Origin of the sequence: Devosia sp. (assembly GCF_025809055.1) — a bacterium.
Lineage (GTDB): Bacteria > Pseudomonadota > Alphaproteobacteria > Rhizobiales > Devosiaceae > Devosia.
Genome location: NZ_CP075529.1, coordinates 1,672,392 through 1,685,694, shown reverse-complemented (window position 1 = coordinate 1,685,694; position 13,303 = coordinate 1,672,392). Strand labels below are relative to the sequence as shown.

Genomic DNA, 13,303 nt, shown 5'->3' with positions numbered 1-13,303 from the left:
GCACAGAGGAGCAAGCCATGCGTTTCCAGCCGATCGTCCAGGTGAAAAGCCAGTCCGTGGCCAGGATCATCCTCGTGGCTCTGCGCGCGCATGGGTTTCACCCGCTGGAGCCGCGCGAGGGCGGCCTGCCGGGTGTTCCGGCGCTGTTCGGACCCGAAGGCTATGTGATCGAAGTGCCCGAGGATGAGGCCGAAGATGCAACTCTTCTCGCCCAGGACCTGTTGAAGGATATGGCCGAACCGGGGCAGGTCCCGTAAATCCGCCACATTGGCGCCCTAACCGGGTTGGTGCGGTTGGGCAATTGAATGACGTGGGGGCTTTCGCTATAAGCCGCCACAAGTGTTAACAATGCTTAAGCCTTGCGGCAGGAGTTACCCATGACGGATTGGAAACGCGGCGCGCTGTCCATTGCCGGCCTCGCAGCCATCGCCCTTCTCGCGGCGGCGTGTTCCCCGAGCAGCCGGACCAACACAGCCAATCTCAACGTGATCGGCGCACCGCAGAACGCCCAGCCGGTTCAACAGTCGACCGTGCAGCAGAATACGCTGCCTGCCATTGGCGCCACCGGCACCCCGGCCCCCGGCCTTTCGGGCACCCCGGTTCTGGGCGGCCAGACCACGACCACGACCCAGGTCGCCGGCACCGGCGCGGGTTCGGTCACCACGCTCGGCGCACCCATGACCACCGGCGTCTCCAGCGGCCCTGAAGGCACCTGGAATGTGGTCGCCGCAGGCCAGACCTGCCGGCTCAACCTGCCGATGACCGCCAAGACCGGCACCAATTACTACCGCGCCTCCTCGCCCGGCTGCACGCTGCCGCAGATTGCCAGCGTCACCGGGTGGCAGCAGGTCGGCAGCCAGCTTCAACTCTATGATGAAAACGGCAACATCGCCGCCTTCCTCGCCCCCAGTTCCGGCCGCTATATCGGCACGATGAGCGGCGGCCAGGCCGTGTCGATGTCGCGCTAAGACCATCAGGTGATCCCGAAAGCCGGTCCTCTGGGGCCGGCTTTTTTGTTGTGCCCTGTCGACGCCGACTTCTTGGTGTCCACCACTGTGTCACCCCCGCGAAAGCGGGGGCCTCTGTTTCAATGCGCCGGGATTCCCGCTTTCGCGGGAATGACACGGCGGGTGGTCCTCAGGGGTCGGCTTTCTTGTTTTGGAGGGGGCTCCACCCGTCTCCGCGCTGCCCCCGGGCTTGACCCGGGGGCCATTATCAACGCAATGACGGGGCCGAGTGGGCCCCGGGTCGGGCCCGAGGGCAGCAGCGGTTAGTGTGCATGGCGTCCAGTTCCCCCACAGCGGCAAGCGGTTCGGTTCGCGCTGCCTATGATGATCTCGTCGCCCGCGGCGCATTGATGCCCGATCCGGCCCAGGTCGAAGCCACCGGCGAACTTGATCGCGTCCTCGCCGACCTGCTCAAACCCAGGAGCCGGGGGCTGTTCGGGCTGTTTGAAAAGTCCCATGAGGTCCGCGGGCTCTATCTTCATGGTGAGGTCGGGCGGGGCAAGACCATGCTCATGGACCTCTTCTATGCCGCCGTGCCTTTCGGCGAAAAACGCCGCCTGCACTTCCATGAATTCATGGACGAGGTGCATGTCGGCATTTCGGCCTTCCGCAAAAGCGCCAGGGGGCAGGGCGAGGATGCCGATCCGGTCGAGGCCGTGGTCAAGCCGATCCTCAAGTCGGGCCTGCGCCTTCTGTGTCTCGACGAATTCCACGTCCATGACATCACCAATGCCATGCTGCTCGATCGCCTGTTCGGCAAACTGTTTGCCGGCGGGGTGACGCTGGTTTCAACCTCCAACGTGGTGCCGGACGGGCTTTACAAGGATGGACTCAATCGCCAGTTGTTCCTGCCCTTCATCGCGCTGCTCAAGCAGAAATGCGTGGTGGCGGGCCTGCCCAGCGCCCAGGATTACCGCCGGCTCAAGTTTGCAGGCCAGCATGTTTTCGCCTTTGGCGCCGGGACCGAGGTGCAGGACCCGATGGACAGGCTCTGGCTGCGCATGACCGGCGGCGAGCCGGGCGCGCCGGGCAGCATAGAGTCGATTGGCCGGCAGATTGCCGTGCCGCTCATGGCCATGGGCGCCGCCCGTTTCGGTTTTGCCGACCTGTGCCAGAAGCCGCTGGGCACCCGCGATTTCGTGCGTATCGCCCACCACTTCGACTCCATCGTCATCGACAATGTTCCACAGATGGACCGGACGAAGTCGGACGCGGCCAAGCGCTTCATTCTCCTGATCGACTCGCTCTACGACCGGGGCGTCAAGCTCGCCGCCAGTTTTGCCGTGCCGCTGGAGCAGCTTGGCGCCGACGACAAAACCGCCTTCGAATTCCAGCGTACCCTGTCGCGGCTGACCGAAATGCAGTCGGAGGAGTATCTGGGGAAAGGCCTAAGGGATGCGGCTGCGAGCACTGAGTTTCCCTCTCCCCTTGAGGGAGAGGGTGGATCGCGCGCAGCGCGAGACGGATGAGGGATTCTTTCTGCGCGACGCGGCGTCAGGCGTGAGCGCTGAAGACGCCCCGCTCTCGGAGCGTCACCCTCGGGCCTGACCCGAGGGCTTTGAACTTGCTGCTTCCTAGGAAAGTACAGTCCCCTCGGGTCAAGCCCGAGGGTGACGCGCGGTGGGTCAAAAAATGTCGCACGTGTCTGCGATGCATTTCACCAATGCCCATCCGGCACTCCCCCATCACCCATGAGCAAGGCACATTCGCTCTTTACGACGAAGGGTTCACTTGCCGGGGATTGCTGACAGGGTTAAGAGGTGCGCCAATTCAACGCAGTCTGGGATGAGGACTTATGGCGCGCAAGAAAATTGCCCTTATCGGTGCTGGACAGATTGGCGGGACGCTGGCCCTGCTGTCTGCGCAGAAGGAACTCGGTGACGTTGTTCTGTTCGACGTGGTCGACGGCGTACCGCAGGGCAAGGCCCTCGACATCGCCCAGTCGGCTCCGGCTCAGGGCTTCGACTCGACCCTCAAGGGCACGTCCGAATACAAGGATATTGCCGGCGCCGATGTGGTGATCGTCACCGCCGGCGTTCCGCGCAAGCCCGGCATGAGCCGCGACGACCTGCTTGAAATCAACCTCAAAGTGATGGAGCAGGTGGGTGCGGGCATTGCCAAATATGCGCCCGACGCTTTCGTCGTCTGCATCACCAACCCGCTCGATGCCATGGTCTGGGCGCTGCAGAAGTTCTCCGGCCTGCCCGCCAACAAGGTGATCGGCATGGCCGGCGTGCTCGACAGCTCGCGCTTCTGCCACTTCATCGCCGAAGAGCTGGGCGTCTCCATCCAGGACGTCAACGCCTTCGTGCTGGGTGGCCACGGCGACACCATGGTGCCGCTCACCCGCTATTCGACCGTTGCCGGCATTCCGCTGACCGACATCGTCAAGATGGGCTGGATGAGCAAAGACAAGCTCGATTCCATCGTCCAGCGCACCCGCGACGGTGGCGCCGAGATCGTCGGCCTGCTCAAGACCGGTTCGGCCTTCTACGCTCCGGCCGCCTCCGCTATTGCCATGGCCGAGAGCTATCTCAAGGACAAGAAGCGCGTGCTGCCCTGTGCGGTGCAGCTTGGCGGCGAATACGGGGTCAAGGGCACCTATGTCGGCGTGCCGGTGGTCATCGGTGCCGGTGGCGCCGAGAAGGTCGTCGAGATTTCCCTCAATTCCGCCGAGCAGAAGGCCTTCGACAAGTCGGTCGCTGCCGTGGAAGGCCTGATCGAAGCCTGCAAGAAGATCGCGCCGAAGCTGGCGTAAACGAAATCGGTGTCATCCCCGCGAAAGCGGGGATCTCCCTTTGGGAGGCGCCGAAGCGAGATTCCCGCTTTCGCGGGAATGACGCGGTGGGGGTTGAGGCTCCGTGACCGCAACGAGTGACCCACCCATAGGGGACCAGATATGAACATCCACGAACACCAGGCCAAGGCGCTGCTCAAGGACTATGGCGCGCCCGTTGCCGATGGCGTTGCCATCTACTCGGCCGATGAAGCCGAGGCCGCCGCGAAGTCGCTGCCGGGCCCGCTCTATGTGGTCAAGTCGCAGATTCATGCCGGCGGGCGCGGCAAGGGCAAGTTCAAGGAGCTGGGCCCCGATGCCAAGGGCGGCGTGCGTCTGGCCAAGTCGGTCGAGGATGTTATCGCCAATGCCAGGGAAATGCTGGGCAACACCCTGGTGACCAAGCAGACCGGCGAAAACGGCAAGCAGGTCAACCGCCTCTATATCGAAGACGGCGCCGATATCGCCCGCGAACTCTACTGCTCGCTGCTGGTCGACCGCGCTTCCTCCAAGGTCAGCTTCGTTGTCTCCACCGAAGGCGGCATGGACATCGAGGCGGTTGCCGAGCACACCCCCGAGAAGATCATCACCGTCGCCATCGATCCCGTCGCCGGGGTCACCGCCGGTGACGTGGCCAAGATCAACGAAGCGCTCAAGCTCGACGGTGCGGCCGCCGAAGACGGCAAGAGCCTCTTCCCGATCCTGTACAAGGCCTTCACCGAAAAGGACATGAGCCTGCTCGAGGTGAACCCGCTGATCGTCATGACCGACGGCCACCTGCGCGTGCTCGACGCCAAGGTCAGCTTCGACAACAACGCCTCCTTCCGCCATGAAGAGCTCAAGCCCCTCCGCGACCTCACCGAAGAGGACGCCAAGGAGATCGAGGCGTCCAAGTACGACCTGGCCTATGTTGCCCTCGACGGCAATATCGGCTGCATGGTCAATGGCGCGGGCCTGGCCATGTCCACCATGGACATCATCAAGCTCTATGGCGCAGAGCCGGCCAACTTCCTCGACGTGGGCGGTGGCGCCTCCAAGGAGAAGGTGACCGCAGCCTTCAAGATCATCACGGCCGATCCGGCGGTGAAGGGCATTCTGGTCAACATCTTCGGCGGCATCATGCGCTGCGACGTGATCGCCGAGGGCGTCATTGCCGCGGTCAAGGAAGTCGGCCTCAAGGTGCCGCTGGTGGTCCGTCTCGAAGGCACCCGCGTCAAGGAAGGCAAGGAAATCCTCGACAATTCCGGCCTCGACGTCATTTCGGCCGACGACCTGGACGATGCAGCCCAGAAGATCGTCAAGGCCATCGGGGCCTGACCCGATGCACAGGGCCCTTGCACTGATCGCGATCCTGGCGCTGGCGGCTCAGCCCGCCCTCGCCCAGGGCAAGACCAAGACCGCTCCGGCCGATGAGGCGATCGGGGTGCTCGAGACATGCGAGGCCTTTGCCACCGGTGACGTTCTGGCATTGGACGACGCTGTTGCAGCCGGCTGGGATGCCTATGACAATGAGGGCGAAAGCCCCTATGTCCGCTCCTACGACGCCACCATCGATCTGCACGGCCTGGGCTGGGTCGAGATGTTCGCGCTGGTCGAGACCTATCCCGACCGCGTACTCGGCTATTGCCGCATCGATGCCGCCGAGACCCGGGGCAATGCCCAGGGCGTCATCGAGGCCATCGCCGCGCTCGATCGCTACGATGGCGAGGTGCAGGAGGCCGACACTGGCACCTATGCCAGCCTCACCGGCACCGGCAGCACCGAGACCATGCTGCTGACCCATTGGGATGACATCGGTTTTGTCGTCCAGCTCACCATCATCTCGCCACGGGCCCAGTCGGGCGAATAATCACTGCCCCGCCTCGGCGGGCACGAACAGGGCGCCGCGCGCCGCAAGACGGAAGAGAAACAGGATGTCCATTCTCGTCAACAAAGACACCAAGGTTCTCGTGCAGGGCCTGACCGGCAAGACCGGCACGTTCCACACGGAGCAGGCCCTGGCCTATTTCGGCACCAAGATGGTGGGTGGCACCCATCCCAAGAAGGGTGGCGAAGTGTGGTCGTCCGGTGTCGACGGCACCGAATTGCCGATCTTTGCCTCGGTTGCCGAGGGCAAGGACAAGACGGGCGCCAATGCCTCGGTCATCTACGTGCCGCCTCCGGGCGCCGCTGCCGCCATCGAGGAAGCCATTGATGCGGAAATCGAGCTGATCGTCTGCATCACCGAGGGCGTGCCGGTCATGGACATGGTCCGCGTCAAGGCAAAGCTCGAAAAGTCCAAGTCGCGCCTCATCGGCCCGAACTGCCCTGGCGTCCTGACGCCGGAAGAATGCAAGATCGGCATCATGCCGGGCTCGATCTTCTCCAAGGGCTCGGTGGGCATTGTTTCCCGAAGCGGCACGCTTACCTATGAAGCCGTGTTCCAGACCACCAATGAAGGCCTGGGCCAGACCACGGCCGTGGGCATCGGCGGCGACCCGGTCAAGGGCACCGAGTTCATCGACGTGCTCGAGATGTTCCTGGCCGACGAAGCCACCAAGTCGATCATCATGATCGGCGAAATCGGCGGTTCGGCCGAAGAAGAAGCGGCCCAGTTCCTCATCGACGAGGCCAAGAAGGGCCGCAAGAAGCCCATGGCCGGCTTCATTGCCGGTCGCACCGCGCCTCCGGGCCGCACCATGGGTCATGCTGGTGCCGTAATTTCGGGCGGTAAGGGCGGCGCCGAAGAAAAGATCGCGGCCATGGAAGCGGCCGGCATCAAGGTATCGGCCTCCCCGGCGCGCATCGGCGCGACGCTGGCGGACGTGCTGCGGGGCTGAGAGCCGTCCCGAAGGGCAAATCGCTCCGGTGGAGCGATTTGAGGCGAGCAGGCCATGAGAGCTATGCTCGAATGGCGGGCAGGAAGGTCCCCCCTTCCGAGCGTCGCTAGGCCTTCGGCCAAGCTTTGCTTGCCTTCCCCTCAAGGGGGAAGGTGACATCGAATGGGTGGCACCACTTCGCCACACACCCCCTCCACCCTCCCCAGTGAGGATAGGGCAGGGGGCAAAACCGTCCATCTGCGACCAATGTCGGTCGCGCTTCGGACACGGATTGGTGTTACCCCGTTTGGGGTAAACCGGAATTGAGCCGCGTCCCTGCTCAGGGGGCGCTACACTTAACAGGATACTAAGGATAAGCGGTCAGTATCCGCGCAAAATTAGGGACCGCATGAGACCGGCTGCTGCCGGTTCGTTGAGAAGGATCGCAGGGCGCAAGGTCCTGCCACACAAGCGATGACACGACAGGAAAAGAACGACACGTTCTTGCTGACCTCGTTCCTCTATGGGGGGAACGCCGACTACATCGAACAACTTTACGCCCGCTTCAAAACCGATCCCTCCAGCGTCGATCCGACCTGGTCGAGCTTCTTCTCCCGGCTCGACGACAGCCAGGCCGAGGCCAAGAAGAATGCCGACGGTCCCAGCTGGGGCCGGGCAGACTGGCCGCAGACGGCAGGCGGCGAACTGGTCAATGCCCTCGACGGCAATTGGGGCGAAATCGCCGTAAAGACCGAAAAGGCCACCGCCAGGAAGGCCGCGGCCGAGGGCAAGCCGGCGCCGACTGCCGAAGACGTGCTGCAGGCCACCCGCGATTCCATCCGCGCCATCATGATGATCCGGGCCTATCGCATGCGCGGGCATCTGCATGCCGATCTCGATCCGCTGCGTCTCAAGTCCGACGAATCCGCGCCCGAGCTCGATCCCAAGAGCTATGGGTTCACCGAGGCGGATTTCTCCCGCCGCATCTTCATCGACAATTATCTCGGACTCGAATACGCCACGATCCCGGAAATGCTGGCGATCCTCAAGCGCACCTATTGCGGCACGCTCGGCATCGAGTTCATGCATATCTCCGATCCCGAAGCCAAGCAGTGGATTCAGGAGCGCATCGAGGGGCCGGACAAGGAAATTTCCTTCACTCCCGAGGGCAAGAAGGCCATCCTCAACAAGCTGGTTGAGGCTGAGGGCTTCGAGAAGTTCCTCGACGTCAAATATACCGGCACCAAGCGTTTTGGTCTTGATGGCAGCGAAGCGACGATCCCGGCGCTCGAGCAGATCATCAAGCGCGGCGGGGCCCTGGGCATCAAGGACATTGTCCTGGGCATGGCCCACCGCGGCCGCCTCAACGTTTTGACCCAGGTACTGGCCAAGCCGCACCGCGCCCTGTTCCACGAATTCAAGGGCGGCGCCTTCTACCCCGACGATGTCGAGGGTTCGGGCGACGTGAAGTATCACCTTGGTGCGTCATCCGACCGCGAGTTCGACGGCAACAAGGTTCACCTGTCGCTGACGGCCAATCCCAGCCATCTCGAAATCGTTGATCCGGTGGTTTTGGGCAAGGCCCGCGCCAAGCAGGACCAGTTCATTTCGCCCGAAGGCAAGCTGGTCGACATCGTCGCCGAGGGCAAGCCGGACCGTTCCATGGTCCTGCCCCTGCTCATCCATGGCGATGCTGCCTTTGCCGGCCAGGGCGTGGTTGCCGAATGTCTGGGCCTGTCGGGCCTCAAGGGTCACCGCACCGGCGGTTCGATCCATTTCGTCATCAACAACCAGATCGGCTTCACCACCTCGCCGATCTATTCGCGGTCTTCGCCCTATCCGACCGACGTCGCCAAGATGATCGAGGCGCCGGTTCTGCATGTGAATGGCGACGATCCGGAAGCGGTGGTGTTCGCGGCCAAGGTGGCTGTCGAATATCGCCAGCAGTTCGGCCGTCCTGTCGTCATCGACATGTTCTGCTACCGCCGCTTCGGCCACAATGAAGGCGACGAGCCCAGCTTCACCCAGCCGCTCATGTACTCCAAGATCCGGGGTCACAAGACGACGCTCGAGCTCTATTCGGAAAAGCTGATCGCCGAAGGCCTGCTGACCGAGGCGGATGTCGAAAAGCTCAAGGCAGACTGGCGCGCCAAGCTCGAAGGTGAATTCGAGTCCGGCCAGGACTATCGCCCGAACAAGGCCGACTGGCTCGATGGCGCCTGGAAGAACTACAAGCCCGCCGACGACGAGGGCCCGCGCCGCGGCGATACCGGCGTTGCCATCGAGACCCTGGTCGAGATCGGCACCAAGCTCACCAATGTCCCGGCGGATTTCAACGTCCACAAGACCGTCAAGCGCTTCATGGACAATCGCCTGGCCGCCATCGAGTCCGGCGAGGGCATCGATTGGGCCACGGCCGAGGCTCTGGCCTTCGGCACCCTGGTGACCGAAGGCAGCCCGGTTCGCCTCAGCGGCCAGGATTGTGAACGCGGCACGTTCAGCCAGCGCCACTCGGTGCTCAATGACCAGCAGGTCGAGAACAAGACCTATACCCCGCTCAACAATCTCTCGCCCGACCAGGCGCGGTATGAAGTCATCAACTCCATGCTGTCCGAAGAGGCGGTGCTGGGCTTCGAATACGGGTATTCGCTGGCCGATCCCAAGGCGCTGACCCTGTGGGAAGCCCAGTTCGGCGACTTCGTGAACGGCGCCCAGGTGGTCATCGACCAGTTCATCTCCTCGGGTGAACGCAAGTGGTTCCGTATGTCGGGCCTGGTGATGCTGCTGCCGCATGGCTATGAGGGGCAGGGCCCCGAGCACTCGTCTGCCCGCCCCGAGCGCTTCCTGCAGCTCTGTGCCGAAGACAATATGCAGGTTGCCAACTGCACCACGCCGGCCAACTACTTCCATGCGCTGCGCCGGCAGCTCAAGCGCGACTTCCGCAAGCCGCTGATCCTGATGACGCCCAAGAGCCTGCTGCGCCACAAGCGCGCCGTTTCCGGCCTTGTCGAACTGGGTCCGGACAGCGTGTTCCATCGCCTGCTGTGGGACGATGCCGAGGCACCCGGTCTGCCCAAGACCACGATCAAGCTGGCCAGCGACGACAAGATCCGTCGCGTCGTGCTGTGCACGGGCAAGGTTTATTACGACCTGCTGGAAGACCGCGAGAAGAAGGGCATCAACGACGTCTATCTGCTGCGCGTCGAACAGCTCTATCCGTTCCCGGCCAAGGCCCTGCTCGATGAACTCAACCGCTTCCCCAATGCGGAAGTGGTCTGGTGTCAGGAAGAGCCGCGCAATATGGGTGCCTGGACCTTCATCCAGCCCTATGTCGAATGGGTGCTCGACCAGATGGGTCGTGGCGGACAGCGCGTCCGCTATGTCGGCCGCAAGGCCGCTGCCTCCCCGGCGACCGGCCTGATGCGCACGCACCTTGCCCAGCTCCAGGAATTCCTGGACGACGCGTTCGGCTCTTAAGCCTTGTGACAAGACATAAAGAGCGCCACATTCGTCCCTAGGACAGTGGCGCTCTGGCCCGAAATAGAAGGACAAACTTCATGTCGACTGAAATCCGCGTGCCGACCTTGGGCGAAAGCGTCACCGAGGCGACCATCGGTCAGTGGTACAAGAAAGTCGGTGACAGCGTTGCAGCCGACGAACCGCTGGTGGAACTGGAAACCGACAAGGTGACCATCGAAGTGCCGGCTCCCGCTGCTGGCGTCTTGGAAGCCATCGCCGCCAATCCCGGCGACACGGTCGATGTCGGGGCCCTCTTGGGTGCCATCGCCGCCGGTTCGGGTGCTGCCGCCGCCGCGCCCAAGGCCGAGGCCAAACCGGCCGAAGTGCCCGCCGCCAAGCCGGCTGGTCCCGAAGAAATCAAGCCCGAGCCTGCCGCCGCCGCACCGGCCGCTGCTGGTACCGATCGCGCACCGGCGCCCTCGGCCCAGAAGATGATCAACGAAAAGGGTCTCGACGCCGCCAATATTGCCGGTTCCGGCAAGGCCGGCCAGGTGCTCAAGGAAGACGTGCTGGCCGCGCTGGCAAAGCCCGCTGCCGCCCCGGCTCCGGCCGCCAAGGCCGAGGCGCCGTCCAAGCCGGCCGCGCCGCGCGCTCCGGTCTCGGCCGACGATGCGGATCGCGAGGAACGCGTGAAGATGACGCGTCTGCGTCAGACCATCGCCCGCCGCCTCAAGGATGCGCAGAACACTGCCGCCATGCTGACCACCTTCAACGAGGTGGACATGAAGCCGGTCATGGACCTGCGCAATTCCTACAAGGAGCTCTTCGAGAAGAAGCATGGCGTCAAGCTGGGCTTCATGGGCTTCTTCACCAAGGCAGTCGTTCACGCCCTCAAGGAAATCCCGGCCGTCAATGCCGAGATCGATGGCGATGACCTGATCTACAAGCAGTACGCCCATATCGGCGTGGCCGTGGGCACCGACAAGGGCCTCGTCGTCCCGGTTGTGCGCAATGCCGACCAGATGGGCATTGCCGAGATCGAGAAGGAAATCGGCAATCTGGGCAAGAAGGCCCGCGATGGCCAGCTGTCCATGGCCGACATGCAGGGCGGCACCTTCACCATCTCCAATGGCGGCGTCTATGGCTCGCTCATGTCCACGCCCATCCTCAATGCCCCGCAGTCGGGCATTCTGGGCATGCACAAGATCCAGGAGCGTCCCGTCGTCGTCGGCGGCCAGATCGTCATCCGCCCGATGATGTATCTCGCGCTCTCCTACGATCACCGCATCGTCGACGGCAAGGAAGCGGTGACCTTCCTCGTCCGCGTCAAGGAAAGCCTCGAGGCACCCGAGCGCCTGGTGCTCGACCTCTAGGTCTTGCCACTTTTCGTCTCTAGAAGGGCCCGCTTCGGCGGGCCTTTTTCGTGCGCTCACCAAATGGTGTGCGGCGTGCCCGCAAACGATAACAGTCTGTTAGCATTTAGCCGGTTTATGCCAAGGGTCTGGCCGGTGTGGAGAATGAGTAAATTGAAGCGCGTTCCGCTCATTGTCGTCGCCGTATTCGGGCTCACCGGGCAGGGCCATGCCCAGGACGACGCGGCCCTGGTGGGGGAACTGATGGCGTTTCATGGCTCCAAGGCCATTGTCGATGTCATGAGCACCCATTGCTATGAAACCACCGGCCTCGACAATGCCTTCAAGGACGCCGCTGCGAATTGGTATCTGAGGAATATCAGTTACTTGGACCTGGCTGACCGGGTGATTTCGCGGCTGGGCGGGGGCTCGCCTGAAGAGGTCAAGGCGGCCGAAACCTATGGCGGCAGTCAGATCATGACCGCCTATAACCAGGCCGGTGACAAGAAGGTTTTCTGCAAGGCCTTCCTCGAGCAGGTCGATAGCGGCACCCTGGATATCGACAAGCAACTGCCCGAAGTCCTCAAGCGCGCTCAGGACATTTCCGCCTCCTGACCACCCCTCATCGCGGGTTGCCGCGGACGATGAAGCCTTGCCATACTTCCTGAAATTTCAGGAGGATAGCGATGCGTTTGGTGCTGTTGCTCACGATCACAAGCCTGGTGGCCGGCCCCGTGCTGGCGTCCGAATGCACGCTCTACAATGCGCGCTATAAACAGCCCGGCGCCCCCTGGTGGATCACCTTTACCCAGGTCCCGCAAGTCTCGGCCCCGAACCAGACAGCGGCGTTCTACTTTGAGATGCCCAATTCCGACGTGACCATGCAGGGCGCCGTTCATGTCCCCAATGGCTTCGGCTCGCCGCTGTGGTCGGTCACGGGGCCATGTACGGCGGGCGGCACCGAGGAGTGCGGTTTTCTTGAGGAATATCAGCATCCTGCGGTCTATGGCGTGTATGATGGCGAGGTGCGTTTCCTCGATATCGAGCGGGGTTCGGCCGCGCCGGATCAGATCATCCTGCCGCAACTCGCCGTGAGTCTGTGGTACTCCAACTACCGGCAAAGCGAGTGGGTCGACGACCTCGAACCGGGCGACGCGTTCAAGCTTGTGGGGTGCGAGTGATCCATTCAGGCGGTCCCCGCGTATCAATGGCGACGAGACAATAGGGGCCTTCTGACTTGAGCCTGGAACTGACCTATCTCATCTGGAGCGTCGCCCTCGGCGCCCTTTACCTCTGCGTCCAATCCACGCTCTATCGCCTCGATTATGGCGTGGAATTTGCCGGCAGTCAGCGCGACCACGAGCGGGCGCCGAACCGATGGACGGTGCGCGGCCAACGCGCCCTCGCCAATTTTCTCGAGACATATCCGCTATTTGTGGCTCTGGTGGTCGCTATCGAGTTCTCCGGCCGCTCGGACAGCCTGACCTTTTGGGGCGCACATCTCTGGTTCTGGGCTCGCCTCGTCTATCTGCCCTGCTACTTCATCGACCTGAAGTTCCTGCGCTCCGGCGTCTGGACTGTATCCCTGGTTGGCCTGCTGTTGATGTTCGCGGGCGTCGTCGCCTGATACCTGGTCTTGCCGAACGGGCAGGGGAGGTTGGGGGCGCGTTTCGTTGCCGACCCAATCCTTCTGGTGTAACGCTGCGCCATCTTCACGGTGCGGCAGTGCGGCAGCATGACCATCATGCTTTTTGCGCGGTTGGCATTGGTGTCGATATTGTCTACCAACCCGTCGTCGCGACAGGGCTTTTTCCGCTTCGGCCGGTGGTCTAATCGCGTCACCGGCATTACATTCCTGGCGCTCGCCGTGCGCAATGCACAGCATCGCTGATCATTCTCTGGGGCTTACGA

At 62.9% G+C, this 13,303-nt stretch carries 13 protein-coding genes; all 13 read left to right on the top strand.

Annotated features, from left to right (window positions below; all coding sequences use genetic code 11):
* Window positions 1-17 precede the first annotated feature (17 nt).
* Window positions 18-257 (top strand): hypothetical protein, encoded by a 240-nt coding sequence (locus KIT02_RS08260; RefSeq protein ID WP_297584814.1) that lies wholly within the window; start codon window positions 18-20, stop codon window positions 255-257.
* 120 nt (window positions 258-377) lie between these two features.
* Window positions 378-968, top strand: coding sequence for an AprI/Inh family metalloprotease inhibitor (locus tag KIT02_RS08255; RefSeq protein WP_297584812.1), 591 nt, complete (start codon window positions 378-380; stop codon window positions 966-968).
* A 311-nt stretch (window positions 969-1,279) separates the two neighbouring features.
* Window positions 1,280-2,476 carry a cell division protein ZapE gene (zapE, locus tag KIT02_RS08250; RefSeq protein ID WP_297584810.1) on the top strand — a complete coding sequence of 399 codons (1,197 nt, stop codon included), beginning with the start codon at window positions 1,280-1,282 and terminating at the stop codon, window positions 2,474-2,476.
* Window positions 2,477-2,802: 326 nt separating this feature from the next.
* On the top strand, window positions 2,803-3,765 hold the full coding sequence (mdh, locus tag KIT02_RS08245; RefSeq protein WP_297584808.1) for a malate dehydrogenase: 963 nt from the start codon (window positions 2,803-2,805) through the stop codon (window positions 3,763-3,765).
* A gap of 141 nt (window positions 3,766-3,906) precedes the next feature.
* Window positions 3,907-5,100 (top strand): ADP-forming succinate--CoA ligase subunit beta, encoded by a 1,194-nt coding sequence (sucC, locus tag KIT02_RS08240; protein WP_297584806.1) that lies wholly within the window; start codon window positions 3,907-3,909, stop codon window positions 5,098-5,100.
* Between the two features lie 4 nt (window positions 5,101-5,104).
* On the top strand, window positions 5,105-5,632 hold the full coding sequence (locus tag KIT02_RS08235; protein WP_297584804.1) for a hypothetical protein: 528 nt from the start codon (window positions 5,105-5,107) through the stop codon (window positions 5,630-5,632).
* A 64-nt stretch (window positions 5,633-5,696) separates the two neighbouring features.
* Window positions 5,697-6,602, top strand: a complete 906-nt coding sequence (gene sucD, locus KIT02_RS08230) for a succinate--CoA ligase subunit alpha (protein ID WP_297584802.1) — start codon at window positions 5,697-5,699, stop codon at window positions 6,600-6,602.
* 453 nt (window positions 6,603-7,055) lie between these two features.
* Window positions 7,056-10,058: a 2-oxoglutarate dehydrogenase E1 component gene (locus KIT02_RS08225; protein WP_297584800.1), complete on the top strand. Its 3,003-nt coding sequence runs from the start codon at window positions 7,056-7,058 to the stop codon at window positions 10,056-10,058.
* An 80-nt stretch (window positions 10,059-10,138) separates the two neighbouring features.
* A complete protein-coding gene (gene odhB / locus KIT02_RS08220; RefSeq protein ID WP_297584798.1) occupies window positions 10,139-11,413 on the top strand; it encodes a 2-oxoglutarate dehydrogenase complex dihydrolipoyllysine-residue succinyltransferase in 1,275 nt (424 codons plus the stop codon).
* Between the two features lie 144 nt (window positions 11,414-11,557).
* Window positions 11,558-12,007 carry a hypothetical protein gene (locus KIT02_RS08215; RefSeq protein WP_297584795.1) on the top strand — a complete coding sequence of 150 codons (450 nt, stop codon included), beginning with the start codon at window positions 11,558-11,560 and terminating at the stop codon, window positions 12,005-12,007.
* A gap of 71 nt (window positions 12,008-12,078) precedes the next feature.
* Window positions 12,079-12,573 (top strand): hypothetical protein, encoded by a 495-nt coding sequence (locus KIT02_RS08210; protein ID WP_297584792.1) that lies wholly within the window; start codon window positions 12,079-12,081, stop codon window positions 12,571-12,573.
* 56 nt (window positions 12,574-12,629) lie between these two features.
* A complete protein-coding gene (locus KIT02_RS08205) occupies window positions 12,630-13,019 on the top strand; it encodes an MAPEG family protein (RefSeq protein ID WP_297584782.1) in 390 nt (129 codons plus the stop codon).
* 108 nt (window positions 13,020-13,127) lie between these two features.
* Window positions 13,128-13,283, top strand: a complete 156-nt coding sequence (locus KIT02_RS08200; protein ID WP_297584772.1) for a hypothetical protein — start codon at window positions 13,128-13,130, stop codon at window positions 13,281-13,283.
* The last annotated feature ends 20 nt before the right edge of the window (window positions 13,284-13,303 follow it).